The 24,084-nt window shown below is 69.7% G+C and carries 21 protein-coding genes and 1 tRNA gene; 13 read left to right on the top strand and 9 right to left on the bottom strand.

From position 1 onward, the window contains the following. Positions 1-2: 2 nt before the first annotated feature. The 3 genes from murA to leuC form a co-directional block, all read right to left on the bottom strand. Positions 3-1,370, bottom strand: coding sequence for a UDP-N-acetylglucosamine 1-carboxyvinyltransferase (gene murA, locus CJ226_RS10620; RefSeq protein ID WP_025103310.1), 1,368 nt, complete (start codon positions 1,368-1,370; stop codon positions 3-5). Positions 1,371-1,431: 61 nt separating this feature from the next. Beyond that, entirely contained in the window at positions 1,432-2,052 is a 621-nt protein-coding gene (gene leuD / locus CJ226_RS10615) for a 3-isopropylmalate dehydratase small subunit (RefSeq protein WP_025103309.1), read from the bottom strand. A 2-nt stretch (positions 2,053-2,054) separates the two neighbouring features. Then, positions 2,055-3,491 carry a 3-isopropylmalate dehydratase large subunit gene (gene leuC / locus CJ226_RS10610; RefSeq protein ID WP_102209159.1) on the bottom strand — a complete coding sequence of 479 codons (1,437 nt, stop codon included), beginning with the start codon at positions 3,489-3,491 and terminating at the stop codon, positions 2,055-2,057. 188 nt (positions 3,492-3,679) lie between these two features. Between leuC and CJ226_RS10605 the strand changes: the two genes are divergently transcribed. Next, positions 3,680-4,975, top strand: a complete 1,296-nt coding sequence (locus CJ226_RS10605; protein WP_102209158.1) for an O-acetylhomoserine aminocarboxypropyltransferase/cysteine synthase family protein — start codon at positions 3,680-3,682, stop codon at positions 4,973-4,975. Next, positions 4,972-6,285, top strand: a complete 1,314-nt coding sequence (locus CJ226_RS10600) for an LLM class flavin-dependent oxidoreductase (RefSeq protein ID WP_102209157.1) — start codon at positions 4,972-4,974, stop codon at positions 6,283-6,285. Before CJ226_RS10605 ends, CJ226_RS10600 begins: the two co-directional genes overlap by 4 nt. Before the next feature lie 16 nt (positions 6,286-6,301). On the opposite strand, the gene CJ226_RS10595 is transcribed toward CJ226_RS10600, so the two are convergent. Next, positions 6,302-7,309, bottom strand: a complete 1,008-nt coding sequence (locus CJ226_RS10595; protein ID WP_062634773.1) for a TerC/Alx family metal homeostasis membrane protein — start codon at positions 7,307-7,309, stop codon at positions 6,302-6,304. A gap of 267 nt (positions 7,310-7,576) precedes the next feature. On the opposite strand from CJ226_RS10595, the gene CJ226_RS10590 reads away from it, so the two are divergent. The 4 genes from CJ226_RS10590 to CJ226_RS10575 all read left to right on the top strand — a co-directional run bounded on the left by CJ226_RS10590 (position 7,577) and on the right by CJ226_RS10575 (position 11,073). After that, positions 7,577-8,134: an RNA polymerase sigma factor gene (locus CJ226_RS10590; RefSeq protein ID WP_102209156.1), complete on the top strand. Its 558-nt coding sequence runs from the start codon at positions 7,577-7,579 to the stop codon at positions 8,132-8,134. Then, complete coding sequence (locus CJ226_RS10585; RefSeq protein WP_102209155.1) at positions 8,131-9,219, top strand: DUF4349 domain-containing protein; 1,089 nt, start codon at positions 8,131-8,133, stop codon at positions 9,217-9,219. Before CJ226_RS10590 ends, CJ226_RS10585 begins: the two co-directional genes overlap by 4 nt. Positions 9,220-9,283: 64 nt before the next feature. Beyond that, positions 9,284-9,832 (top strand): helix-turn-helix domain-containing protein, encoded by a 549-nt coding sequence (locus CJ226_RS10580; RefSeq protein ID WP_102209154.1) that lies wholly within the window; start codon positions 9,284-9,286, stop codon positions 9,830-9,832. Then, positions 9,832-11,073, top strand: a complete 1,242-nt coding sequence (locus CJ226_RS10575; RefSeq protein WP_102209153.1) for an MFS transporter — start codon at positions 9,832-9,834, stop codon at positions 11,071-11,073. The genes CJ226_RS10580 and CJ226_RS10575 overlap by 1 nt, the downstream gene beginning before the upstream one ends. A gap of 61 nt (positions 11,074-11,134) precedes the next feature. Here CJ226_RS10575 and CJ226_RS10570 read toward each other — a convergent pair. Next, a tRNA-Glu gene (locus CJ226_RS10570) sits at positions 11,135-11,207 on the bottom strand. Between the two features lie 151 nt (positions 11,208-11,358). Here CJ226_RS10570 and CJ226_RS10565 point away from each other — a divergent pair. The 3 genes from CJ226_RS10565 to CJ226_RS10555 all read left to right on the top strand — a co-directional run bounded on the left by CJ226_RS10565 (position 11,359) and on the right by CJ226_RS10555 (position 13,561). Then, positions 11,359-11,997, top strand: coding sequence for an MBL fold metallo-hydrolase (locus CJ226_RS10565; RefSeq protein ID WP_102209152.1), 639 nt, complete (start codon positions 11,359-11,361; stop codon positions 11,995-11,997). Next, positions 11,994-12,536, top strand: coding sequence for a GNAT family N-acetyltransferase (locus CJ226_RS10560; RefSeq protein WP_257996619.1), 543 nt, complete (start codon positions 11,994-11,996; stop codon positions 12,534-12,536). Before CJ226_RS10565 ends, CJ226_RS10560 begins: the two co-directional genes overlap by 4 nt. Before the next feature lie 98 nt (positions 12,537-12,634). Beyond that, positions 12,635-13,561 carry a trypsin-like serine protease gene (locus CJ226_RS10555; protein ID WP_257996618.1) on the top strand — a complete coding sequence of 309 codons (927 nt, stop codon included), beginning with the start codon at positions 12,635-12,637 and terminating at the stop codon, positions 13,559-13,561. Positions 13,562-13,583: 22 nt separating this feature from the next. On the opposite strand, the gene pepN is transcribed toward CJ226_RS10555, so the two are convergent. The 4 genes from pepN to CJ226_RS10535 all read right to left on the bottom strand — a co-directional run bounded on the left by pepN (position 13,584) and on the right by CJ226_RS10535 (position 18,994). Then, positions 13,584-16,067 carry an aminopeptidase N gene (gene pepN / locus CJ226_RS10550; protein ID WP_102209151.1) on the bottom strand — a complete coding sequence of 828 codons (2,484 nt, stop codon included), beginning with the start codon at positions 16,065-16,067 and terminating at the stop codon, positions 13,584-13,586. A 49-nt stretch (positions 16,068-16,116) separates the two neighbouring features. Next, complete coding sequence (locus CJ226_RS10545) at positions 16,117-17,127, bottom strand: DNA topoisomerase IB (protein WP_102209150.1); 1,011 nt, start codon at positions 17,125-17,127, stop codon at positions 16,117-16,119. Positions 17,128-17,200: 73 nt separating this feature from the next. Further along, a complete protein-coding gene (locus tag CJ226_RS10540) occupies positions 17,201-17,707 on the bottom strand; it encodes a hypothetical protein (protein WP_071328486.1) in 507 nt (168 codons plus the stop codon). A gap of 9 nt (positions 17,708-17,716) precedes the next feature. Continuing rightward, positions 17,717-18,994: an MFS transporter gene (locus tag CJ226_RS10535; RefSeq protein WP_102209149.1), complete on the bottom strand. Its 1,278-nt coding sequence runs from the start codon at positions 18,992-18,994 to the stop codon at positions 17,717-17,719. Positions 18,995-19,130: 136 nt separating this feature from the next. Here CJ226_RS10535 and CJ226_RS10530 point away from each other — a divergent pair, with 136 nt between their 5' ends. The 4 genes from CJ226_RS10530 to CJ226_RS10515 all read left to right on the top strand — a co-directional run bounded on the left by CJ226_RS10530 (position 19,131) and on the right by CJ226_RS10515 (position 24,033). After that, positions 19,131-19,982 carry a class II glutamine amidotransferase gene (locus CJ226_RS10530; protein WP_102209148.1) on the top strand — a complete coding sequence of 284 codons (852 nt, stop codon included), beginning with the start codon at positions 19,131-19,133 and terminating at the stop codon, positions 19,980-19,982. A 336-nt stretch (positions 19,983-20,318) separates the two neighbouring features. Further along, positions 20,319-20,900 carry a type IV toxin-antitoxin system AbiEi family antitoxin domain-containing protein gene (locus tag CJ226_RS10525; RefSeq protein WP_102209147.1) on the top strand — a complete coding sequence of 194 codons (582 nt, stop codon included), beginning with the start codon at positions 20,319-20,321 and terminating at the stop codon, positions 20,898-20,900. Next, positions 20,897-21,802 carry a nucleotidyl transferase AbiEii/AbiGii toxin family protein gene (locus CJ226_RS10520; RefSeq protein WP_180964584.1) on the top strand — a complete coding sequence of 302 codons (906 nt, stop codon included), beginning with the start codon at positions 20,897-20,899 and terminating at the stop codon, positions 21,800-21,802. The genes CJ226_RS10525 and CJ226_RS10520 overlap by 4 nt, the downstream gene beginning before the upstream one ends. Positions 21,803-21,819: 17 nt before the next feature. Beyond that, positions 21,820-24,033 (top strand): SNF2-related protein, encoded by a 2,214-nt coding sequence (locus tag CJ226_RS10515; protein ID WP_219719906.1) that lies wholly within the window; start codon positions 21,820-21,822, stop codon positions 24,031-24,033. Positions 24,034-24,084 lie beyond the last annotated feature (51 nt).

The following is a 24,084-nucleotide window of genomic DNA, read 5'->3' as shown; positions in this document are numbered from 1 at the left end:
GCTCACCGGAGGACGTCGAAGTCGGCGCCGAGCGCGTCGAGCTTGGCGAGGAACTTCTCGTATCCGCGACTCAGGATGTCGACGCCCGACACCTTCGACTCGCCGGTGGCCGTCAGCGCCGCGATCACGTGGCTGTAGCCGCCGCGCAGATCGGGCACCACGATGTCGGCGCCGTGCAGGGGCGTGGGACCGGTGATGACGGCAGCCTGCTCCAGGTCACGACGCGGGACGCGCCGCGGGCCGTCCTGCAGGCCGCGCGGGTGCACGACGATGTCGGCCCCCATCTTGACCAGCGCCTCGGTGAAGCCCATCCGGTTCTCGTACACGGTCTCGTGCACGACCGAGCGGCCGTGCGCCTGGGTGAGGGCGACCACGAGCGGCTGCTGCCAGTCGGTCATGAAGCCCGGGTGCACGTCGGTCTCGATCACGACCGGCTTGATGTCGCCGTCGCGGCGGAAGAGGATGCCGTCCTCCTGGATGTCGAACCAGCCGCCCGCCTTGCGGAAGACGTTGAGGAAGGTGAGCATCTCCTGCTGCTTGGCGCCGCCGACGAAGATCTCGCCGTCCGTGGCCAGGGCGGCCGAGGCCCACGAGGCCGCCTCATTGCGGTCGAAGATCGACCGGTGGTCGTAGCCACGGAGCTTCTCGACGCCCTCGATGAGGATGACGCGGTTCGGCTCGTAGGAGATGATCGCGCCCATCTTCTGCAGGACGGCGATGAGGTCCATGATCTCGGGCTCGATCGCCGCGTTGCGCAGCTCCGTGACGCCCTCGGCGCGGACGGCGGTCAGCAGCACCTGCTCGGTCGCGCCGACGCTCGGGTACGGGAGGTGGATGTTCGCCCCGTGCAGGCGGGTTCCTCCCGTGGAGAGGCGGATGCCGCTCGGGAGCTTCTCGACGATCGCGCCGAACTTGCGCAGCGCGTCCAGGTGGAAGTCGATCGGGCGGTCCCCGATGCGGCACCCGCCGAGGTCGGGGATGAAGGCCTGGCCGAGGCGGTGCAGCAGCGGGCCGCAGAACAGGATCGGGATCCGGGACGCGCCCGCGTGGGCGTCGATCTCCTCGAAGTGGGCCGACTCGACATCGCTGGGGTCGAACACCAGGGAGCCGGGCTCGTCGCCCTCCGACACGCGGACGCCGTGCACCTCGAGCAGCGAGCGCACCACGGCGACGTCGCTGATGGCCGGCACGTCGCGCAGGACGCTCGTAGTCTCCCCGAGCAGGGACGCGACCATCGCCTTGGTGGCGAGGTTCTTCGCGCCCTTCACGTCGACCCGTCCGCGCAGCGGACGACCTCCGCGGATGGCGAGGACGTCTCCGGTCAGCGCGGGGACGTCGTCGGAGAGAGCGTCGCGCACGGGTGTCGTCATTCGGGGCCTCACTTCATTCATCGGGGGCGGGGTTACCCCTGGCTCCCCCGCCCCCTCCGTCTCACTGGACGGGGAGGGTCCGCGGCCGCCACGACTCGCGACGGGCCTCGAACTGCGCGATCTTGTCTTCGTTGCGCAGCGTGAGCCCGATGTCATCGAGCCCTTCGAGGAGCCGCCATCTAGTGTAATCGTCGATCCCGATGTCGGCCTGGAAGCGGGCCTCCGCGCCTCCGGTGGGGTCGCCGATGGCGGCGGTGCGCGCCTCGAGGTCGACCGTCATGCGCGCGCCGGGATCGGCGTCCATGATCGCCCAGAACCGCTCCAGATCCGCCTCGGAGATGGTCGCCGCGAGGAGTCCCTGCTTGCCCGCGTTGCCGCGGAAGATGTCGGCGAACCTCGGGCTCAGCACGACCTTGAAGCCGAAGTCGCGAAGCGCCCAGACGGCGTGCTCACGGCTGGAACCGGTACCGAAGTCCGGCCCGGCGACGAGGACGGAGGCCCCCTGATACGGCGCCTGGTTGAGCACGAACTCCGGGTCCTGCCGCCAGCCGTGGAACAGCGCGTCCTCGAAACCCGTCTTGGTGACGCGCTTGAGGAACACCGCGGGGATGATCTGGTCGGTGTCGACGTTCGACCGCTTCAGCGGCGCGGCGATGCCCGTGTGGGTGGTGAACTTCTCCATGGTCAGGCCTCCAGATCGCTCGGGCTGGACAGGGTGCCGCGGATGGCGGTCGCCGCCGCGACGAGCGGGGACACGAGGTGCGTGCGGCCGCCCTTGCCCTGGCGCCCTTCGAAGTTGCGGTTCGAGGTGGAGGCGCAGCGCTCCCCCGGGGCGAGCTGATCGGGGTTCATGCCCAGACACATCGAGCATCCTGCGAAGCGCCACTCCGCCCCGAAGTCCTTGATGACCTGATCCAGGCCCTCGGCCTCGGCCTCCAGCCGCACGCGGGCGGAGCCGGGAACGACCATCACCCGGACGCCGTCGGCCTTCTTCTTGCCCTGGATGATGGAGGCGAAGGCCCGGAGGTCCTCGATGCGACTGTTCGTGCACGAGCCCATGAACACCGCGTCGACCGGCACCTCCTTCAGGGGCGTGCCCGGCGTCAGGTCCATGTACTCCAGCGCCCGCTCGGCGGCGGCCCGCTCGTTCGGGTCGGCGATCTCCGCCGGGTTCGGCACCGAGGCGGAGAGCGAGCTGCCCTGGCCGGGGTTCGTCCCCCACGTCACGAACGGCTCAAGCTCGTCGGCGTCGATGAAGACCTCGGCATCGAAGGTCGCGCCCTCGTCGGTCGGCAGCGTGCGCCAGTAGGCGACCGCGTCGTCCCAGTCCTGGCCCTTCGGCGCGTGCGGACGCCCCTCGAGGTAGGCGAACGTCGTCTCGTCCGGCGCCACCATGCCGGCGCGGGCCCCCGCCTCGATCGACATGTTGCAGATGGTCATGCGGCCCTCCATGGAGAGCGCGCGGATCGCGCTGCCGCGGTACTCGAGCACGTAGCCCTGACCGCCGCCGGTGCCGATCTTGGCGATCACGGCGAGGATGATGTCCTTCGCCGTGACGCCGGGACGCAGCGTGCCCTCGACGGTGATGGCCATCGTCTTGAACGGCTTCAGCGGCAGCGTCTGGGTCGCCATGACGTGCTCGACCTCGCTGGTGCCGATGCCGAACGCCATCGCGCCGAACGCGCCGTGCGTGGACGTGTGCGAGTCGCCGCAGACCACGGTGATCCCGGGCATGGTCAGGCCGAGCTGCGGGCCGACGACGTGGACGATCCCCTGCTCCGCGTCCCCCAGCGAGTGCAGACGCACGCCGAACTCGTCGGCGTTGCGGCGCAGCGTCTCGATCTGCGTGCGGCTGGTCAGGTCGGCGATGGGCTTATCGATCTCCCACGTCGGCGTGTTGTGGTCCTCCGTGGCGATGGTCAGGTCGAGCCGGCGGAGCGGGCGCCCCTCGCTGCGGAGGCCGTCGAAGGCCTGCGGGCTGGTGACCTCGTGCACGAGGTGCAGGTCGATGTAGATGAGGTCGGGCTGGCCGTCCTCGCCCTTGACGACGAGGTGGTCGTCCCAGACCTTCTCAGCGAGCGTCCTGGGGCGTGCGGAATCCGCACCGGCGGTGGTGGTCATGGCGTGTCTCCTGTGGATGGCGGTTCGGCCCACGATGGACTCCGCGACGAGGAGGGGCTCAGATCGAGGTCTCGCCGCGGCCGCTAAGAAGGAGCACGGTCCGCATGACGTCAGGTTACCACCGCTCGGACACGCCGAGACATGCCGTGACACTCTGTTGCTCACCCGATCGACCGAGAGGCCCCCGCATGACCGTCGAGACCGCCCGCTTCGCCACCCGCGCCGTCCACGCCGCGAGAGGCCGAGCCGCTGCCGCCTCCCGTGTGACGCCGATCTACCTGACGGCGGGCTTCGAGTTCGACGACTTCGATCACGCCGCCGACCACTTCGGTACCGGCACCGGATTCGGGTACACGCGCACCGGCAACCCCACCGTGCACGCGGTGGAGCGGCAGCTCGCGAGCCTGGAGTCCGGTGCCGACGCCGTGCTCGTGGCCAGCGGACAGGCCGCGGTGACCACCGCTCTGCTCTCGGTCGTGGGGGCGGGCGACCACATCGTCTCCTCGACCCACATCTACGAGGGCACCCGCGGGCTGTTCCTGGACAACCTCGCCCGACTCGGCATCGAGACGACGTTCGTGGACGACATCGCCGACCCGGATGCCTGGCGGGAGGCCGTACGCCCGACGACCAGGGCCCTGTTCGCGGAGTCGCTCGCCAACGCCCGCAACGACGTGCTCGACGTGGCGGCGGTGAGCGCCGTGGCCGACGAGATCGCCGTCCCCCTGATCGTCGACAACACCCTGGCCACGCCCGCCCTCCTCCGGCCGCTGGAGCACGGCGCGGCGATCGTGGTGCACTCCGCGTCGAAGTTCCTCGCGGGGCAGGGCGCTGTGCTCGGCGGCGTCGTGATCGACGACGGCCGGTTCGATGCGGAGCGCGCCGGGCACAACGCCCCGCACCTCGTGCTGCCGGGGCGCGGCGGCGCACCCAGCGTCTTCGCCCGGCACGGCGGTCGCGCACGCATCGGATACGCCAGGGAGTCGGTGGCTCCGCGGTTCGGTGCCTCGCCCTCGCCCCTCAATGCGTTCCTCATCGGCCAGGGCACCGAGACGCTCAGCCTGCGCGTGGAGCGCCAGTCGCAGAACGCCCTCGCCGTCGCACGCTGGCTCGCCGCACACGACGCCGTGGAGAGCGTGGACTACGTCGGCCTGCCCTCGCATCCTCACCACGAGACCGCGCTGCGCTACCTCGACGGCGGATTCGGCTCCATCTTCACCTTCACGCTGCGCAGCGGTCTCCCCGCGGCCCGTCGCTTCGTGGAGGAGGTGTCCGTGTTCACCCACATGACGCACATCGGCGACGTGCGGTCCCTCGTGCTGCACCCCGGAACGACCAGCCACGCGCAGCGCACCGACGAGGAGCGTCGGATCCTCGGTGTCGGCCCCGGCACGCTGCGGCTGTCGATCGGCATCGAGGACGTCGACGATCTGATCAGCGACCTCGCGCGGGTGCTCGAGAGCGTCAGGGAGACGGTGGCATGAGCCGCCTGCAGCACTTCGGGTGGTTCCTCGCCCGGGGCTTCGGTCCTCAGGGGTGGGGATATCCGTCCCTGGACTGGGACTACGACTGGACGCGGCCGGAGGTCTACCAGGAAGCCGCCCGCACCCTGGAGCAGGCCGGTTTCGACCTCGTGATCATCGAGGACAGCCCCTCGCTCGGCTCGGCGGACACGATCGACCTGCGCGTGCGTCATGCGTTCGGCGGCCCGAAGCACGATCCCCTGCTGCTCGCACCGTACCTCTTCCAGGCGACCCGTCATCTCGGGGTGGTGCCCACCATGAACCCCGCGGCCTCGCTGCCCTACACCTCGGCCCGGCAGTTCGCGACCCTGCAGCACCTGAGCGGGCACCGGCTCGGCCTCAACGTGGTCACCGACACCGGCAGCGCCCGGCACTTCTCGGCGGCCCCGCAACTCGGCCATGACGAGGCGTACGACCGTGCCGAGGAATGGCTCGCCGGCATCCGCGCGCTCTGGCGGAGCTGGGACGACGGGGCGCTGGTCGCCGATCCCGTCTCCGGGGTCTACGCGGACGGCACGCGCATGCGTCCGGTGCAGTACCGCGGCGCCCACTACGACTTCGACGGCCCTCTGAACGCCCTGCCCTTCACGGACGGCGAGCCGGCCATCGTCTCCCCCGGCGGCTCCGGACGCGGCCTGGCGTTCGCGGGGGCGAACTCCGACGTCCAGCTGGCGCTCGCTCCCCTGCACGAGAAGGCGGTGCGGGAATACCGGCAGCGGGTGCACGACGCGGCCCTCGCCCGCGGACGCCGGGCCGAGGACGTCAAGATCCTCTTCGCGATCCAGCCCGTGATCACGGCGTCCGCCGAGGAGGCCGACCGGATCGTGGCCGCCTCCGCACACCCGGACGACGCCGCACTCGCGCAGATCGCCCGGAAGCAGTCGAGTGATCTGGAGACCGATCTCACGACCCTCGATCTGGATCGCCCCCTCGACACGACGATCTTCGGAGCGCACGTCTCCCGCGGCAGCATCCAGCGCCTGATCGGTGACCGTGGCGAGGACGCCCCGCTCCGGGCGCACCTCACCGCACTCGCCCGCACCGGCCGGCTGCGCGACCGGAGCGGGTTCGTGGGTACCGCGGAGGAGTTCGCCGATCTCGTCGAGGAACTCGGCGAGTGGGGCAACGACGGCGTGCTCCTCTGGGGCGACTTCCATCCGGTGACCCTGCACCGCACCCTCGACGAGCTGGTGCCGATCCTCCGCCGCCGCGGGCTCCTCCGCCGCGACTACGCGGACGGCGGTCTGCAGGCGAACCTGCAGGCGTTCTGACCCGCTCCGCGCGGACTCAGTCGCCGACCGGGATGGTGCGCTTCTCGGCGCGCTTCTCCCGGGACGAGGCGATCAGGCTCGCGATCGTCGCCACCGTCATCGACACGAGGATCACGGCGAGCGACACCATGTTGTCGATGTCCGGCACCCATTCCACGTGCTCGCCGCCGTTGATGAACGGGAGCTCGTTGACGTGCAGCGCGTGCAGGATCAGCTTGATGCCGATGAAGCCGAGGATCACGGCGATGCCGTAGTGCAGGTAGCGCAGGCGGTCCAGGAGGTCGCCGAGGAGGAAGTAGAGCTGTCGCAGCCCCATGAGAGCGAAGATGTTGGCGGCGAAGACGAGGAAGCCGTTGGTCGTGATCTCGAAGATCGCGGGGATCGAGTCGATCGCGAAGATGAGGTCGGTGACGCCGATCGTGATGAACACGATGATCATCGGCGTCCACATCCGCTTCCCGTCGACGGTCGTGCGGATCTTCGAGCCGTCGTAGGTCTCGCTGATGTCGATCCGGCGGCGGAGCAGCCGGACGATGAAGTTCTCACGCTTGACGTCGTCCTCGTGCTCGCCTTCCGGCATCGCCTGCCGGATGGCGGTGTAGACGAGGAAGGCGCCGAACAGGTAGAAGATCGGCGAGAAGTTCTCGATGATCGTCACGCCGACGAGGATGAACAGCCCGCGCAGGACCAGCGCGATGATGATCCCGACCATCAGCACCTGCTGCTGCAGACGTCGCGGCACCGCGAACTGCGCCATGATGAGCACGAAGACGAAGAGGTTGTCGACGGAGAGGCTGTACTCCAGCGCCCACCCGGTGATGAAGTCCCCGGCGTTCCGCCATCCGCCCACGGTCCCCAGCAGCACCGCGAAGAGCAGGGCGAGGCCCACATAGAACACGACCCAGAGAGTCGACTCCTTGGTGGAGGGGATGTGCGGGCGCAGCCGGATGAGGAGCAGGTCGCCGATCAGGATGATCGAGAGGACGACCATCGAGGTGATCTCGAACCAGACGGGGATGTCCACGGGCGCTGTGCACCTTTCGCGAGGGGTCGGGAATGAGTCGAAAGTCTCTCCCCCGCAGATGTGCGGCGCGCGCCCGGAGCAGCGATGTCGGTGCTCGTGATGACGTTACGCGCGGATTCGGGATACTCCCTCTCGCCCGGGCCATGCTACCGGAGGTGGGGGTCATCGGGACGAGGAAGTCGAGACATGACGGCGGATCCGAATCCGTGCTGAGACGATGGGACATCCGCCGACACTCTCGAGGGAGAGACACCGAACGGAACCAGGATGCCCGGACAGACGAGTGACCAGCGATGGGCCGCCCAGGCGGCGGCCGGCGACCAGAGCGCCTTCCGCGCGCTGTACCGCGCCCACGTGCGCCCCGTGTACTGGATCGCCCACGGCATCCTGGGCGCCGCCGCCGACGCGGAGGATGTGACGCAGGAGACCTTCGTGGTCGCCTGGCGGAAGCTTCCGGGCCTGGAGCTGCAGGGAGAATCAATCCTCCCCTGGCTCGCGACCATCTGCCGCTTCCAAGCGGCGAACCGGCTGCGCCAGCGGCGCCGCGACCAGGCGCACACGACGGCCGCGGCCGACGACCAGCTCCCCGACGTCGTGAGCGTCGAGGACCAGGTGATCACGGCCGCGCTCGCCGCGCGGATCGCCGCGGAGGTGGGCACCCTGAACGAGCTCGACCGGGAGATCTTCCGGCTGTGCGCGTCCGAGGGCTACGCCTACCAGGCCGCCGCCGACGAGCTCGGCGTGACGCACGCCGTCGTCCGGAACCGTCTCTCGCGCGTGCGCACCCAGCTGCGCGGCGCCGTCAAGGAAGTGAGGGACGCATGAACGACCAGACCCCGCAGCAGAGCCTCCCGCCCGTGTCCGACGCGACCGTCGCGCGCATCGAGGACGCCGTCTTCAGCGAGATCCAGGGCGAGCGGCCGCCGGTTCCGCCGCGCGCAGAGCGCGCCAGGAGACGTCGCCGCCGTTGGCTCACAGCCGGCGGGATCGCGGCGGCCTTCGTCGTCGGGGTCCTGGTGACGCCGCCGATCCTCGGTGCCGTGGGAGGCGGCGGCTCGTCCGTGTCCACCGCGGACGGCGTCGTGGGCTGGTCGACCGACGAGGCGGGCTCGGCCGTGCCGGACCGGGCCGTCGAAGGGGCGACCCTCCCTGGTGCCGTCGGATCGGACGCGGCGGCGTCCGCCGAGGATGCCAGGGAGATCGTCGCCACGGCCCAAGCCTCGGTGCAGGTGAAGGACGTCGCCGATGCCGCCGCCGCCATCGGCGACCTCGCTGTCGAACACGGCGGCTACGTCGAGAGCACCGAGGTCGGCAAGGCGGTCGCGACGGATGCCCCCGCCGAGCGGGTCCCCGCGGACTCCGGGTACGGCTGGATAACGGTCCGCGTCCCCGCCGACGACCTGACCACGGTGATCGCCGCCCTCGGCGACACCGGGGAGGTCCTGTCGTCCTCCGTCACGAAGCAGGACGTCACCGCCACCGCGATCGATCTCCGCGCCCGCGTGGAGTCGACCCGCGCCTCGGTGCAGCGGCTCACGGAGCTCATGAGCCAGTCGGGCTCGGTCGCCGATCTCATCGAGGCCGAGGTCGCGCTCACCGATCGCCAGGCACAGCTCGAGTCGTACGAACAGCAGCTCGCCGCCCTGGAGGACCAGGTGGCCCTGTCGTCCCTCACGGTGGAGCTGTCGCGGGCGGACGCCCCGGCCGCAGCGGACCCCGCGGGCTTCGGCGACGGGTTGCGGGCCGGATGGAACGGTCTGGTCGTCTCGCTCAACGCCCTGGTGGTCGCGTTCGGCTTCCTCCTCCCCTGGCTCGCGGTGGCCGCTGTCGTCGTCCTGGTCGTCTGGCTCATCCGCCGCGGCCGACGGCGCCGGAAGGCGGCGGCCGCTGAGCCCCGAACGGAGGAATAGCCCGACGTTCCGCGGTATACAAGAAGTCTTGTGCGTCTCCGAACCGCTGCATAGCCTTCGGGGCGTGGAAGACATCTCCGTGATCACCGCCGTGCACCATCCGCTGCGGCGTCGCATCTACGACCACCTCCTGCTCTACGGCACCTCGCAGGTGACGGCGGTCGCCCGTGCGCTCGAGAGTCAGGTCGGCAGCATCAGCCATCACCTCCGGATGCTCGAGCGCGCCGGGATCGTCGCGCGTGCCCCCGACCCGACCGGCGATCGGCGCACGAGCTGGTGGACGGTCGCACGGCGGGGCCTGACCTGGTCGGTGGAGGACTTCGCCGATTCCCCCGGTGATGCGCTCCTCGCCAGGGAGGCACAGCGGCAGGGCATCCGCATGCAGATCGACCGTCTGCAGCGCTGGCACCGCCGCCGAGGCGATCCCGCCGTGGCTGACTACGACGCCTCCAACACGGAGGCCACCGCCTGGGCGACCCCGGACGAGCTGCGCGATCTCTCCGCACGCGTCCTGCAGGCGCTGCGGGACTGGCAGGCATCGATCGACGAGGACGACGGCCAGGAGCGCACGCCCGTGTTCTTCTTCGCCCACGCGTTCCCCACGGAACCGTGATGACCGCACTCACCCCGCCCCTCGAGCTCTCGGCCCCTCCTCCGTTCCGGCGCGACCGGATGGTGCACGCGTGGGTCGGCGTGAAGGCCCTGTCCGATGCCGGCGACGCCGTGTGGACGATCGCGGTGGCGTGGACGGCCGTGCAGATCGCCTCCCCCGCCGTCGCCGGACTCGTCGTCGCCGCTGGCACGATTCCGCGCGCCATGGTCCTGCTCTTCGGCGGAGTCGTCGCGGATCGCGCCGACGCCCGCCGGGTGATGATGGTCTGCAACGCGGCGCGTGTGGGCGTGCTCGTCGCCGCTGCCGTGTGGACGGTCTCGCAGGCGCCGACCGTGCCCGTCCTGCTCGCCGCCGCCGTGGCGTTCGGGGTGTGCGACGCGTTCTACGAGCCCTCGGCGGGCACCATCGGGCGACAGCTGGTGCGCACCGACGATCTCCCCTCCTACGCGGCTGTCATCCAGACGGCATCACGCCTGGGCACGATGGGCGGCGCCGCTCTGGGCGGCCTGCTCGTCGCCCAGGCCGGTCTCGCGGGGAGCGCATCGGCGAACGCGGTGACCTTCGCCCTGGTCGTCGGATTCCTGGCGATCGCCCTGCGCCCGCGGTTCCGGCTCGCCAGGGCCCCGCGCACGTCGTCCCTGCGCGCGATCGGCGCGGCGTTCGCCCACCTCGGAGCGAACCCCACGACGCGCACGCTCGTCATCGCCCTCTCCGGGCTCAACATCGCAGTCGGCCCGGCCGTCGGCATCGGCCTCGCCCTGCGGGCGCACGCCGAAGGATGGGGGGCTCCCGCGGTCGGCCTGTTCGAGGGCCTCCTCGGCCTCGGTGCCGCGGTGGGCGCGGCCGCGGTCGCGAGAAGGCGGCCGCGCCACGAGGCGCGGAGCGGATTCGGCGCTCTCCTCGTCCAGGGAGCGGGCATCGTCGCGCTCGGGTTCGGCCCCGTCTGGACGGTGGCCGTCGCCGCGGCTGTGGTCGGCGCCACCGCGGGATACGCCTCCGTGCTGCTGAGCGCGACGTTCGCCGCGACGGTGGACACCGCGTTCCTCGGTCGGATGGGCTCCCTCACCCGGCTCGGCGACGACTGCCTGATGCCGCTCGCGATGGCGGGCTTCGGCGCACTCGCCTCCCTCGCCGCCGTCTGGGTGCCGTTCGTCGTGGCCGGTGGCGCGATGATGACGCTCATGCTCGTGCCGCTCCGGGCCCGCGCGTTCCGGACGCTGTCGCTGCGCGCGGACGACTGACGCGCACGGTCGGGAACGACGAAAGCCCCCCGGAGAACCGGAGGGCTTTCGTCGTGTTGTGTGACCCCAGCGGGATTCGAACCCGCGTTACCGCCGTGAGAGGGCGGCGTACTAGGCCGCTATACGATGGGGCCGTCTTGCGGAACTTTTCCGTTCCGCGACAACCGTTCAAGTATGCCACGGCGATTCTCACTGCGCCAAATCGAGGCCGCTTCACCCGAGATCCCGGGCGTGGCGCGCCGTTTTCCGTTTGCCGCAGACCCCGGGAAGGAGTTGACTCGTCTCATGCGCGTCACCAAGTTCGAACATGCCACCCTTCGTCTGGACCAGAATGACGACACCCTCCTGATCGATCCCGGATCCTTCACCGCGCCGCTGCACGATCTCAGCGGACTGGTCGCCATGGTGCTCACGCACGAGCACCCCGACCACTGGACGCCGGAGCACCTCGACCGGATCCTCCGCGCGGCCCCCGGCACCCCCATCTTCGGGCCGGAGGGCGTGGCGAAGGCGGCGGAGGGCTACGAGGTCACGGTCGTCTCCCCCGGCGACACCGTGGAGGTCGGCGCCTTCACCCTGCGCTTCTTCGGCGGCACGCACGCGGTGATCCACTCGTCGATCCCGACCATCGACAACGTGGGCGTGCTCGTCAACGACACGTTCTACTACCCCGGCGACTCCTATGCGGTGCCCGAGGGCGTCGAGGTCGGCACCCTCGCCGCGCCGCTCGGAGCCCCGTGGCTCAAGATCGGGGAAGCCATTGACTACGTGCTCGCCGTGAAGCCCCGCCGCGCGTTCGGCACGCACGACATGACCCTGTCCGTGATCGGCAAGAACATGCACCGCCAGCGGCTGCAGTGGGCGACCGAGCAGGGCGGCGGCGAGTTCCTCCTGCTCGAACCCGGCGACGCCGTGGATCTGTGACCCCACCGCGACGCCTCCTGCCCGCTCCGACGCCACGGCTCACCTTCCGGGAGATGACAGCCGACGACCTCGACGAGATGGCGGCGCTCCTCGGGGATCCCGAGGTCATGGCCTACTACCCGGCGCCGAAGTCGCGAACCGAAGCCGCCGCGTGGATCGCGCGCATGCAGCAGCGCTACCGCGAGGACGGCCACGGTCTCTGGATCATCGAGACGCACGACGGGGAGTTCCTCGGCGACTGCGGCCTCACCTGGCAGTCGGTGAACGACGCCCCCGTACTCGAAGTCGGCTATCACGTCCGCGCCGACCGCCAGCGGCGCGGCTATGCGACCGAGGCGGCGCGCGCCTGCGTCGACCTCGTCGCGCAGACCTTCGCACCGACCGTCCTCACCGCCATCATCCACCCGGAGAACCGGGCGTCGCGAGGCGTGGCGGAGAAGCTCGGCATGACGCACATCGCCGACGACCACGCCCATCCGTGGATCGTGCGGACCGTGATGGGCATGACCGTCGAGGCCACGGCCGGCAGCGCCTCCTGACCGCGGGCCAGAATACCGGGGCACTCTTGCTCCGGTCGTGACCGGATGCTGTACTGGGCGCGCGTAACGTGTTACCTGTCACGAAAGGAACAGTCCTCATGATGACGACCGGAGTTCACCAGACCAGGAAGAGGATCGGGCTCGCCCTCGCCGGCGTCGCCCTCGTCGCGTCCGGCCTCGTCGGCACGACGGCGACGACGGCACGGGCGGACGACGATTCCGGCGACCGCGAGGAACGGGCCAGCTCGCGGATCATCGGCGGCACGGCGGTGCCGAACGACGCCTATCCGTTCATGGCGTCCCTCCAGTTCGCCGGCGAGGCCTTCTGTGGTGGCTCGCTGGTGGCGCCGCGCGTCGTGATGACCGCCGCGCATTGCGTCACGGGAGCCGACCCCCTCAGCGGGCTCCCGGTGCCCGACGTGGACGGAGTGACGGTGACGGTCGGCCGCACCGTGCTGTCCGACGGCAGTCAGGGTCAGGATCGCGGTCTCGCCGGCGCGGACGCCGGTGGCCCGGTCGTCGTGCACCCGCGGTACCTCCAGGGGGATGAGGCCTACGACCTCGCCTTCGTGACGCTCGACCGCCCGGTCTCGGGCATCGTGCCCGTGAAGCTGCCCACCAAGGGGACGGACGCTCTCCTCCGTCCCGGACAGTCGGCGACGGTCATCGGCTGGGGCAACACCGACACCGCTCTCGGGAACTTCCCGGACCGGCTCCGTCAGGTCCAGGTGCCGATGCTCGCGACGGAGGAATGCGAGCTCAGCTACGACTCCTTCCGCCCGGGAGTGAACATGTGTGCCGGCGTCGTCGGCAAGGACTCCTGCCAGGGAGACAGCGGCGGACCACTCTTCCGCCGACCTCCGGCGCGCGACACCGCCTACCAGATCGGCGTCGTGTCCTACGGGGACGGCTGCGGCGAGCAGGGCGCGCCAGGGGTGTACGTGTCGCTGAGCTCCGCAGACCTCTGGGACACCCTGGCGGAGTCCCCTGAGGGCAAGGCCATCGCGAAGAGCCTGAGGCGCTGACCGCTGCCGGGATCGCTGTCGGTCAGCCCTGAGCGCCCCGCACCCGCAGGTCACGCGCGAGGTGGTCGCGCTGCTCGATGAGGAGTCGTCGCAGCGCCGCCGGGGCCTTGGGGCTGGCCGACAGCCAGGCATCGACCAGGTCCAGCGAGGACCGCGCGGGGAACAGACCGATCACCAGGCGACGAGCGATCTCGATGCTCCGCTCCGACCACGCGGCTCCGATCCGCTCGAAGTACTCCTCGTCGAAGGACTCGATGAGGTCGCGGCGGCCGCCGGCGCGGAAGCCCCCGATCTCGGCATCGAGGTGGTCGTTGGTGAGCGACCGGTCGTCCCACGCGGCCGTCCAGGCGGCCGCGCGCACCGCCGCGTCGGGGACGGAGGCGCGAGCGCGGCGGGCGGCGGTGCGTCCGTCGCCGGTGTCGTCCCGCTCCTCCTCCGCGGCGATGTCCGCGAGATCAGCGTGGCCGGTCGTCACGAGGGCCGTGAGGAGCTGCCAGCGGAGGTCGGGATCAACGACGAGGCCCTCGGGCACATCGCCGTCGAGCAGGGCACGGACCTCGGCGTGATGGATGTCGTCGAAAGCCGAGGCCGCCGCCAGCGCGCGCGCCCAGGAGAGCTGGGCGTCGCTGCCGGCGTCCGCCTGCTGCAGCGTCGACCACGTGGCCTCGGCCCAGGCGCGCTGCTCCGCGTCGCGTCGGTCGTCGCGGACGAAATGCCGCAGCGCGAAAGCAGCGTCGAGGAGCGCCGCGGCCAGCAGACCGCCGTTCGACTCCCGCGGCGCGTGCGCCCGCACGATCGCGACGAAGCGAGCCGCGTCGAGTTCGCCGTCACGGGTGGCGTTCCAGAGCGACGACCACACGAGCGCCCGGGCGAGCGGGTCCTCGATGTCGGACAGCGACTCCTCGACGGTGCGGAGGGACCGCTCGTCGAGGCGCGCCTTCGCATAGGTGAGGTCGTCGTCGTTGAGCAGCACGAGATCAGCCTCGGGGAGGTCGATGTCCACGCGCTCCCCGATCAGGTCCAGCTCCCGCTGCTCCCGTCGCACGATGCGGCCATCCACGCGGTCGTACAGCCCGATCCGCAGGCGGTGCGGACGGACGTCGTCCTGCACGAGATGGTGCCCTCCGTCGGCGTCGGTCTCCGTCCAGATCGTCGAGACGCCCGTCGTCTGCAGCCAGGCGGCCGCCCAGTCGGTCATGTCCCGGCCGGACACCGCGCTGAGCTCGACGAGGAAGTCGTCGAGAGTGGTGTTGCCGAAGGCGTTGGCGGCGAAGTACCGGCGAGCCCCCTCGAAGAACGCCTCGTCGCCCACGAAGGCGACCAGCTGCTTCAGCACCGAAGCGCCCTTGGCGTAGGTGATGCCGTCGAAGTTCAGCTTCGCGGCCTCGAGGTCGGGGATGTCGGCGACGATGGGGTGGGTCGTGGGCAGCTGATCCTGCTGATAGGCCCAGGCCTTGCGACGCATGGCGAACGTCACCCACGCGTCGTGGAACCGGGTGGCCACCGCCGAGGCGTGCGAGCCCATGTAGTCGGCGAACGACTCCTTGAGCCAGAGGTCGTCCCACCACGTCATCGTGACGAGGTCGCCGAACCACATGTGCGCCATCTCGTGGAGGATCGTGTTGGCCCGGCCCGCCCGCTGCGCCTCGGTGGCGGCGCCGCGCGAGAGGTAGCCCTCCGTGAAGGTGACCAGACCGGGATTCTCCATCGCACCGAGGTTGTACTCGGGGACGAAGATCTGGTCGTACTTGCCCCACGGGTAGGGATAGGCGAAGGCGTCGGTGAAGAAGTCGAGCCCCTGCCGGGTGACCTCGAGGATCTCGTCGGCCTCGAGGTGGTCGACGAGCGAACGGCGGACGAAGACGCCGAGGGCGACCCGCTGCTCGTCTCTGGTCCACTCCCCGTCGACGCGGGCATAGGGGCCGGCCGCGATCGCCGTGATGTAGCTCGAGATCGGCAGCGTGGGGGCGAACTGCACCCGCTGCACGCCGACGCCGAGGTCGACGTGAGCCGGCGACTGGTTCGAGAGCACCTCCCACCCGGACGGCGCGTCGACGACGAAGGTGTACTCCGCCTTCATGTCCGGCTGCTCGAAGCAGGCCATCACCCGGCGGGAGTCCGCGGGCTCGTACTGGGTGTACAGGTAGGTGCGGTCGTCTGCCGGGTCGTGGAACCGGTGCAGCCCCTCCCCCGACCGGCTGTAGGCACCGACCGCCTCGACCAGGACGACGTTCGAGGCCGCGAGGCCGTCGATCGTCAGGCGCGCCCCGTCGTAGACGACGTCCCGCTGCTCCCCGTTCACCTCGACGCGGACGACCTCCTCGCCGATGAAGTCGAGCCACGTGCTCTGAACGGTCGCGTCGAACTCCAGGACGGTCGTGGTCGGGAAGCCCGTGCGCGCCCGCTCCGGGGCTCCGGTCAGGTCCAGCTCGACGCGGATGCGGTGCAGGGTGATCGCGGCGGATCGCGCCGCAGTCTCCTCACGGGTCAGGTTCGCGGTGTGCATCCCCCCATCCTGGCATCTTCCCGGGGACGACCGGGGAGCGTCGGCGCGTTCAACCGCGCCGCCCTGTCCCTCGCCGGTTGACCTTCCGCGACGTCTCCGGTCCGCCCAGCAGTCGCCGGATCGCCGTCTCGGGCGTCACGTCGAGGTCGAGCGTCCGCCCCCGACCGTACTGCCGGAACACACGGGGATCGATGTAGCTGTTGCGGGCGATTGCGGTCGTGTTGCCGAGGGCGGTCGCCGCCGCCTGCACCGCGAGACGCTCGGCCTGGTTCCGCTGACCGCGGCGATCGAGGGCTCCGATGCGGGCGAGGGCGTCCGCGGCGATGATCGTGCCGTGCAGCGTCCGGAAGTCCTTGGCTGAGAAGCTGGCCCCGAGCACGTCCTTGAGGTACGTGTTGACCTCGGCGGGCGTGATCTTCACCCGCCGCCGGCCTTTCCGGTACGCCAGGAGGAAGGCGGTCGAGGCGCCGCTCGCGAAGTCGGTGAGGGCTTCCGCGAGGGATTCGTCGGTGATCTCGATCGCGGCGGTCTGTCCGCTCTTCGCTGGGAAGGAGAGGGCGACGTCGCCGCCGTCGATGCGGACGTCGCGGCGGCGGAGCGTAGTCAGCCCCCGGCTGCCGTGGCGCGCCAGGTAGCGTTCGGAACCGATCCGCAGCGCGGCGTCGTCGAGCAGGCGGAAGGCGATCGCGAGGGCGCGCTCCTTCGTCTGCCCGTCCTCCTTGAGCGCCTTGGTGACCTGCGCCCGGGCGCTGGGCAGGGCTGCGGCGAGATCCAGCGCACGGACGAACTTTCGACGGTCGCGGGAGACCCGCCAGAGCGGGTGGTAGAGGTACTGCTTGCGCCCGGCGGTGTCGATCCCCACGGCCTGGATGTGCGCGAGCGGGTCAGCCGCGATCCACACGTCCTGCCATGCCGGCGGGATCACCAGGTCGCTGATGCGTTCGCGGTCCGCCTCGGGCGCCGGCTCCCCCGTCGGATCGACGTACCGGAATCCCGAGCTCGTCCGCTTCCGTGTGAAACCCGGGTCCTGGCCGGGTACCACTCGCACCAGTCGCGCCATGCGTCTCTCCTCCCGCCGTGCAGCTCCTCCGAGTGTGGAGTGACCGCGGTCTCGGCGGGAAGGGAGTGGCGTCTCACCCCGCCGGCGTGCTATCCGCGTCGGCGTCCTTCGCGAAGACCGCCCGCATGTGGTCGCTGGTGAGGAAGTCCGCGATGCCGATCATGATCAGGCTGAAGACGATCTGCTCGGTGACCATCCAGACCGGGTAGAGGCCGGGGATCGCCGCCATGACGAGCGTGATGACCGGGAAGATCTGCGCGAACAGCCGCAGGCGGAGATAGGCCCAACGCCATCCGCGGCGTGCGCGCCAGGCGAAGTAGAACAGCGTCGCGGTCATCGCCAGCACTACGAGGGTGCGCATCCACACGGCGAACGGCACGCTGTCGCCGTCGGCGGCGAGCACCAGGGCGACCACGACGGCACCCACCCCGAGCACCAGCTCGGCGACGAGCAGCCAGAGGATCCAGGTGAAGGCACGGACGGTCCGCGGATGGGTGCGACCGGCGTCGCTGATCAGCACGCCGGCCTGCCGCCCACCCGCGATCCGGTCGAGACGGAGGAAGAGCGGTTCGAGGGCCATGCTCGGAGCCTAGACCGGCGGCGTCCGTTCGACCTCGTCCGTTCGATGGACCTCGGCGCTGCTGCCGTTGGCCGCTGCCGGGAGCACCCGCTCCAGCACCACCGCCAGCACGCCGACGGCGAGGCTGCCCGCGACCATGACCGCGATGAACCAGCCGCTGACGCCGACGCCGAGGAGCACCCCCGCGACGAGCGGACCGAGGATCGCTCCGCCCTGGAAGGCCGCGGAGTTGAGGGCGTTGTAGCGCCCGCGGGTGCGGTCCGTCGCGAGATCGTTGTAGATGGCCGGGATCGTCGGCTGCATCATGGTCTCTCCGAACGCGAACACGCCCATGAACGCGATCACCGCGATCGCGGCCGTGACCGAGTCCGGAAGCAGGCCCGCGGCGCCGAGCATGACCCAGGAGACGGCCCAGATGAGGGCCATGACCTGCATGACCCTGGTGCGCCGGCGCCCGGTGATGAGCCGGAGGACGGCGAACTGCAGCAGCACGATGACGGCCGTGTTCACCGCGAACGAGATGCCGACGACGGCGGTCGAGACCTGGGCGATCTGACGGGCGTAGGCGGGGAAGCCGGCCTCGATCTGTCCGTAGCCGATGAAGACGGAGAAGAAGGTCAGCAGCGTCATCCAGAGCACCGCGGGGCGCCGCAGGATCTCCCGGTAACCGCCCTCGGTGGTCACCGCAGGGTCCGGGTCCGCCTGGGTGCGCACCTGCCGGAGCGGGCCGAGGAGCAGAGCGAGCGGGATGAGGCTCGTGGCCGCGTCGATGAGGAAGATCGTGGTGAAGGTCGACGGCTCCGTCACGTCGACGAAGAAGCCGCCGATGATGCCTCCCACGCCGATGCCGAGGTTGACGAGGGCGAAGTTCACGCCGAAGTACTGCTGACGGACCTCGCCGTCGACCACCGAGGCGATCAGGGCGTTGAAGCCGGGCCAGGAGACCCCGAAGTTGATCCCGATGAGCACGACCGCGACCGTCGCGACGGCGGGATGTGTGGCGTAGGCGAGGAGCGTGCACCCCGCGATCATCGCCAGCAGGCCCACGATCAGCACCCGCCGGGCGCCGAAGCGGTCGATGAGCGTGCCGCCGGGACCCGTGACCACGAGCCCCGTGATCGCGATGAGGCTCATGAGCGCACCCGAGAACCCGAGGTCGAAGCCGCGGACCTCGTGGAGGTAGATGATCGTGAACGGCAGCGTCATCCCCCGCCCGAGGGTCTGGATCGCCACGGTCGACAGCAGCCAGCGCCCCTCGGTGGGGAGCGCGTTCCAGAAGGACTTCATACCGATCACCTCGTCATTGTTCCAGGAGCCGGGGACAGTGGGTGACCGCGCAGCCCCGCCACACACGGTCGACCGCACGGTGGATCCCGCGTATCGTCGGGCACAGACGTGATCGGGTCGGGGACGAGGTGTCGACATGTGTCGGTGGCTGGCGTACGTGGGAGAACCGCTGCACCCGTCGGAGGTGATCCTCGACGCGCGGCATTCCCTCGTGGCGCAGTCTCTGGACTCACCCCTGGGTGCGGAGACGGTGAACGGGGACGGGTTCGGCCTCGGCTGGTATCCCGTGCCGAACCGTGACGACGCAGGGCAGCCTGTGCAGCCCGCTCTGTTCCGGAGTATGGAGCCCGCCTGGAACGATCTGAACCTGCGCGAGATCTCCCGCACGATCCGCAGCCCGCTGTTCTTCAGCCATGTGAGGGCTGCCGCGGGCCCGCCGGTCCAGCAGACCAACTGCCACCCGTTCCGGCACGCGAACTGGCTCTTCATGCACAACGGCGGCTTGGCGGACTTCCTGACCGTGAAACGCGACCTCACGCTCGCCGTCGATCCCTCCCTCTACCCGGAGATCCAGGGCACCACCGACTCTGAGGTGCTGTTCCACCTCGCCCTGACCCTCGGCCTCCAGGACGATCCGATCGCGGGGATGCGGGCGGCCATCCGCGAGGCCGAGCGCGTGGGGCGCGAGCGTGGCGTCCGCTTCCCGGTCCAGGGAACCTTCGCGGTGTCCGACGGCACCACTGTCTGGGCGTTCCGGTACTCGACGGCTGGGCGCTCCCGCTCCCTCTTCCACTCCACCGACATCGAGACTCTTCGCCGGATGTACCCCGATGCCGAACGGCTGCGCGTCTTCGGCCGCCGTGCGCACGTGATCGTCTCCGAGCCGCTGAACGATCTGCCGGGCGCATTCCTCGAGGTCCCCGAATCGACAGTGTCGATCCTCGACGAGACGGGTTATCGGTACGAGCCCTTCCTCGAAGCCGCGTGAAGAACTGAGGCCACCGTGCCGGAAAAGCAAAACCCCCGCCGGAGCGGGGGGTTTCGAAGTGCTGGGGTACCTGGACTCGAACCAAGAACAACTGAGAGCCACCTGGCCCGTCCGAGCTAAGCCCCGAATCGGTAGAGTTCCCCGTAATTTCAGGGATCTCATGGGCTTGAGTCTACCTCGGGCTACCGACAGCTACGCAGTGATTCGTGCTGATTCGCGCCTCTCGGGAGGGTTTCTGGTCACCAATCTGGTCACCGAATCCCGCTACACTCTACCGACAGAAACCGTCACAGGTATGCTCTATCTGTAGCTAATTCTGCTGAACAGGAGACAGTGATGGACACCGCGACGCTGCCCGATCTGTTCGGCTACGACGACCTGGCACGGCAGGGCCTCACCCGACATGGCCTCGACCGGCTGATCGAGGCCGGAGAGTTCGAGCGCATCTCCCCTGGCCTGTTCCTACGATCGGGACTCGCAGACGACACGACGGCGGCGTGGATCGCGATCGCTGCGAAGAAGCCCGACGCAACACTGTGCCTGCTCACGGCACTGTCGTTGCACGAGCTGACCGATGAGATCCCCGCCCAAAGCGACATCGCCATCCCGCGCGGCACGCATCCGGTCTCCATCCATCACGCACCCATCGCCTGGCACCGCTTCGACACCGACACGTTCGGCATCGGCCGCGGCGAACACACTCTGCCGGGCGGGCGGTCCATCGGCCTGTACTCAGCCGAGCGCACTCTGATCGACCTGTTCCGGCTGCGGCATGCCTGGGGCAGCGACCTTGCCCTTGGCGCGCTGAAGCGGTGGCTGCGCGAGCGTGGCAACAGCCCCGGCGCGTTGCTGGCGCTCGCGGAGAGCTTCCCGAAAGCGCGCCCCGCGATTCAGCAGACCTTGGAGGTACTTCTATGAGCCCGAACCCGCAGCATGGCACCCCGGCAGGCGATGCGACCATCGCCATTCGCGGTCTCGCCCGACAGACCGGCGCGGACGTACAGGAGCTGATGACTCTATACGCGCTCGAAGGACTGCTGGCGCGGATCGCGCACTCTGAGTACCGGGAGGACTTCGTCTTGAAGGGCGGCGTTCTGCTCGCCGCGTTTGCCGCGCGTCGGCCGACGAAGGACATCGACCTGCAAGCTACCAGACTCACCGGCGACCCCGAGGAGGTCGCCGAGCGCGTCCGCGTCATCGCTGCGCTGGATGTCGCCGACGGGCTCGAGTTCAATCCCGCCAGCGTCGCCGCGACGACGATCCGTGACGAGGACGAGTACGCCGGCGTCCGGGTCAAGCTCACCGCGAGGCTCGGCACCGCGCGACTCACGGTCGGGATGGACGTGAACTTCGGCGACCCGATCTGGCCCGCGCCGCGCCTCATCGACCTGCCACGAATCGTGCATCTCGACCTGCCATCCGTGACGCTGCTGGGCTACCCGCTGACGATGGTGCTCGCCGAGAAGATCGCCACCGCCGTCGATCGTGGCATCGCCAACACCCGTTGGCGTGACTTCGCTGACGTCTACACGCTCATTCGACTCCACCCCGTCGACGCTGGCGAGCTTCGCGTGTCGATCGAGACCGTTGCCGAGTACCGCAAAGTCGCACTTGCACCTCTGTTGCCCGCGCTCATGCCAATGAACGAACGAGCGCAGCAGAAGTACCTCGCCTGGCGCACGCGATCCCACCGTGACGGCGAGCTTCCCGCGGCGTTTGCCGACGTGCTCTCTGCGGTCGCAAACTTTGCCGATCCAGTGCTGTCCGCCACAACGGCAACAGGACGATGGAATCCCCGTCTCCATGTCTGGGAAGCCTGAGAGGAACGACAGCGCGCATGCCCCTGAGCCACGACGAGGCGCAACAACTGCGCCCGGTGATCGAAGAGGTCACCGCATGGTCGAAGCACGCCGCGGCGATCGTCGCGCATCGTGGTCGGGTCATTGCTGAGGCCGATGCCGCGTTTGGTGTGCTTCGCGCGCGCATGGTCGATGTGGCGATCCGAAATGGGAGTCGCTGGACGGTGTTGCCGCTACGGGATGCCGATGGCGGACAGCTCGGCATCCTGGCCCGCTCCGTCTCGCTGCCGGAGATCCAGGCGGGTGAAGCGGCCTGGCTCGGTCAGCTCACGAACGAGGTGCCGAAGGCACTCAACGATGCGAAGTCGAACTTCGGGCTCCGCAAGCTGTTCAGCGGTGGTCAGTCGCGTGAAACGGGCGAACGCGCAGGCCGCTACCTGCTCGACTACCAGCGGTGGGGTGCCGCGTCGAACGTGGCCGCGACGCTGACCCGCTTCGATGATCGTGCACGTCCGGCACAGCCCGTCGATATAGTTCACGCGCTCGTCCCGGCTGTGGGATTCGCTCCGCGGCTCTCGTCGCTGGGCGTCGGCAAGCTCGTGCCGGGCACAGCGGTCGCCAGCCTCGCCGCTGCGGTCAAGACGATCCAGGACGCGCTCGACAAGGAGTCGCGCTACCGGCAGCAGGCTGTCGATGCTGGTGTCGCTCTGAGGAAGGCCGAGGCGCAGAAGGTCATCGCCGAGATGCCGGTTGAACGCCTGAAGGATGCGACCCGTGAGCGCATCCGCATCAGCCCGCTCACGGATGCGGGCATCGCCACGATTCAAGACGTGTTCACCTACGCGAACCGTCTCGCGGCGATCCAGGGAATCGGCGCGACATCCGCGCACCGGATTCGCGGAGCCGCCCAGACCCTCTGGCAGACGACCTACGAGGAGATGCCGGTACGGATCGACATCGCCGCGCCCTCGCCGCAGACGACTGACCTCGTTCGGCACCTTGCCACCTGGGACGCGACCCGACGGACGAAGAACGCCACCCGCGACCTCGCACGAGCCGAGGCGCTCACCCCGCTGGCGCAAGCACTCGATCCGAGAGTGACCCAGCTCGCCGTCTTCGGCGGCAGCACGGACGAGTTCATCGCTGCCATCGAGGCCGTCGCGCAGCGCGCACGGAGCATCGCAGGCACCGCGGCAGGCTCGGTTCCGGCCGACCCCTGGCAGGACTTCCTCGCCAGGCCGGCCGACTACTTCGCCATGCTGCAGGAGCTAGGATTCCTCACCGAGGACCAGGACGCGGTGCTCGGCGGGCTGCCCGAGGAAGTCGTCGCCGCAGTCCGCGAGTTCGAGCTGGAGACGGAGCATCTTTCCGTCTCCTTGCGCGGGTATCAGGGCTTCGCGGCTCGGTTCGCACTCGTGCAGCGCAAGGTCATCATCGGTGACGAGATGGGGCTCGGGAAAACCATCGAAGCACTCGCCGTCCTCGCACACCTCCGCGCGAAGGGCTCGCACCATTCACTGGTGATCTGCCCGGCGGCTGTCGTCACCAACTGGGTTCGAGAGGTGCACGCGAAGTCCGCGCTGAACGCTCACCGACTGCACGGGCCGGGCCGAGACGCCGCACTTCGGGGCTGGCGTCGTCAGGGCGGTGTCGCCGTGACGACCTACGAGTCGCTGGGCTGGCTGGAACCCCACCTCGGGAGCGTGGAGGAACTGGCCTGCGTCGTGCTCGACGAGGCTCACTACATCAAGAACCCCGGTGCGCTCCGCGCGCAGCGCAGCGCCCGCGTGATCGACCACGCTGACCGAGCGGTGCTGCTCAGCGGCACGCCGCTGGAGAACCGCGTCGAGGAGTTCCGCACGCTCGTCGACTACATCCGACCGGATCTCGTTGTCGACGCCAGCGAACTGCGACCGCGCCTGTTCCGACAGCAGGTCGCGCCCGTGTACCTGCGGCGAAACCAGGAGGACGTGCTGACGGAGCTTCCCGAGCTGGTAGAGGTCGAGGAATGGCTGCCGCTCTCCCGCGCCGATGCAATCGCCTACCGGGATGCGGTGATGGCGGGCAACTTCCAGGCGATGCGCCAGGCCGCGTTGCTCCAGGGCAGCGCCTCTGAGAAGCTCCAGCGTCTTATCGAGATCGTCGAGGAGGCGGAGGACAACGGACGTAAGGTCATCGTGTTCTCCAACTACCTGAGCGTCTTGGATGAAGTCACCGCGGCGCTGCCCGGCGGAAAGTGTCAAGGCGGGTGAGACAGATTCCGTCAGGCGGTCTGTATGAGGGCCTCCTGTGAGGGCTGGTTG

It is taken from the genome of Microbacterium sp. UMB0228 (assembly GCF_002871415.1).
Lineage (GTDB): Bacteria > Actinomycetota > Actinomycetes > Actinomycetales > Microbacteriaceae > Microbacterium.
The sequence above is the reverse complement of the archived record's forward strand: the minus strand, read 5'-3'. Positions and strand labels throughout refer to the sequence as shown.

Coding starts and splice junctions, on each gene's coding strand:
- murA (WP_025103310.1), bottom strand. CDS start 1,370: ATGACGACACCCGTGCGCGACGCTCTCTCCGACGACGTCCCCGCGCTG.
- leuD (WP_025103309.1), bottom strand. CDS start 2,052: ATGGAGAAGTTCACCACCCACACGGGCATCGCCGCGCCGCTGAAGCGG.
- leuC (WP_102209159.1), bottom strand. CDS start 3,491: ATGACCACCACCGCCGGTGCGGATTCCGCACGCCCCAGGACGCTCGCT.
- CJ226_RS10605 (WP_102209158.1), top strand. CDS start 3,680: ATGACCGTCGAGACCGCCCGCTTCGCCACCCGCGCCGTCCACGCCGCG.
- CJ226_RS10600 (WP_102209157.1), top strand. CDS start 4,972: ATGAGCCGCCTGCAGCACTTCGGGTGGTTCCTCGCCCGGGGCTTCGGT.
- CJ226_RS10590 (WP_102209156.1), top strand. CDS start 7,577: ATGCCCGGACAGACGAGTGACCAGCGATGGGCCGCCCAGGCGGCGGCC.
- CJ226_RS10585 (WP_102209155.1), top strand. CDS start 8,131: ATGAACGACCAGACCCCGCAGCAGAGCCTCCCGCCCGTGTCCGACGCG.
- CJ226_RS10575 (WP_102209153.1), top strand. CDS start 9,832: ATGACCGCACTCACCCCGCCCCTCGAGCTCTCGGCCCCTCCTCCGTTC.
- CJ226_RS10565 (WP_102209152.1), top strand. CDS start 11,359: ATGCGCGTCACCAAGTTCGAACATGCCACCCTTCGTCTGGACCAGAAT.
- CJ226_RS10555 (WP_257996618.1), top strand. CDS start 12,635: ATGATGACGACCGGAGTTCACCAGACCAGGAAGAGGATCGGGCTCGCC.
- pepN (WP_102209151.1), bottom strand. CDS start 16,067: ATGCACACCGCGAACCTGACCCGTGAGGAGACTGCGGCGCGATCCGCC.
- CJ226_RS10545 (WP_102209150.1), bottom strand. CDS start 17,127: ATGGCGCGACTGGTGCGAGTGGTACCCGGCCAGGACCCGGGTTTCACA.
- CJ226_RS10540 (WP_071328486.1), bottom strand. CDS start 17,707: ATGGCCCTCGAACCGCTCTTCCTCCGTCTCGACCGGATCGCGGGTGGG.
- CJ226_RS10535 (WP_102209149.1), bottom strand. CDS start 18,994: ATGAAGTCCTTCTGGAACGCGCTCCCCACCGAGGGGCGCTGGCTGCTG.
- CJ226_RS10530 (WP_102209148.1), top strand. CDS start 19,131: ATGTGTCGGTGGCTGGCGTACGTGGGAGAACCGCTGCACCCGTCGGAG.
- CJ226_RS10525 (WP_102209147.1), top strand. CDS start 20,319: ATGGACACCGCGACGCTGCCCGATCTGTTCGGCTACGACGACCTGGCA.
- CJ226_RS10520 (WP_180964584.1), top strand. CDS start 20,897: ATGAGCCCGAACCCGCAGCATGGCACCCCGGCAGGCGATGCGACCATC.
- CJ226_RS10515 (WP_219719906.1), top strand. CDS start 21,820: ATGCCCCTGAGCCACGACGAGGCGCAACAACTGCGCCCGGTGATCGAA.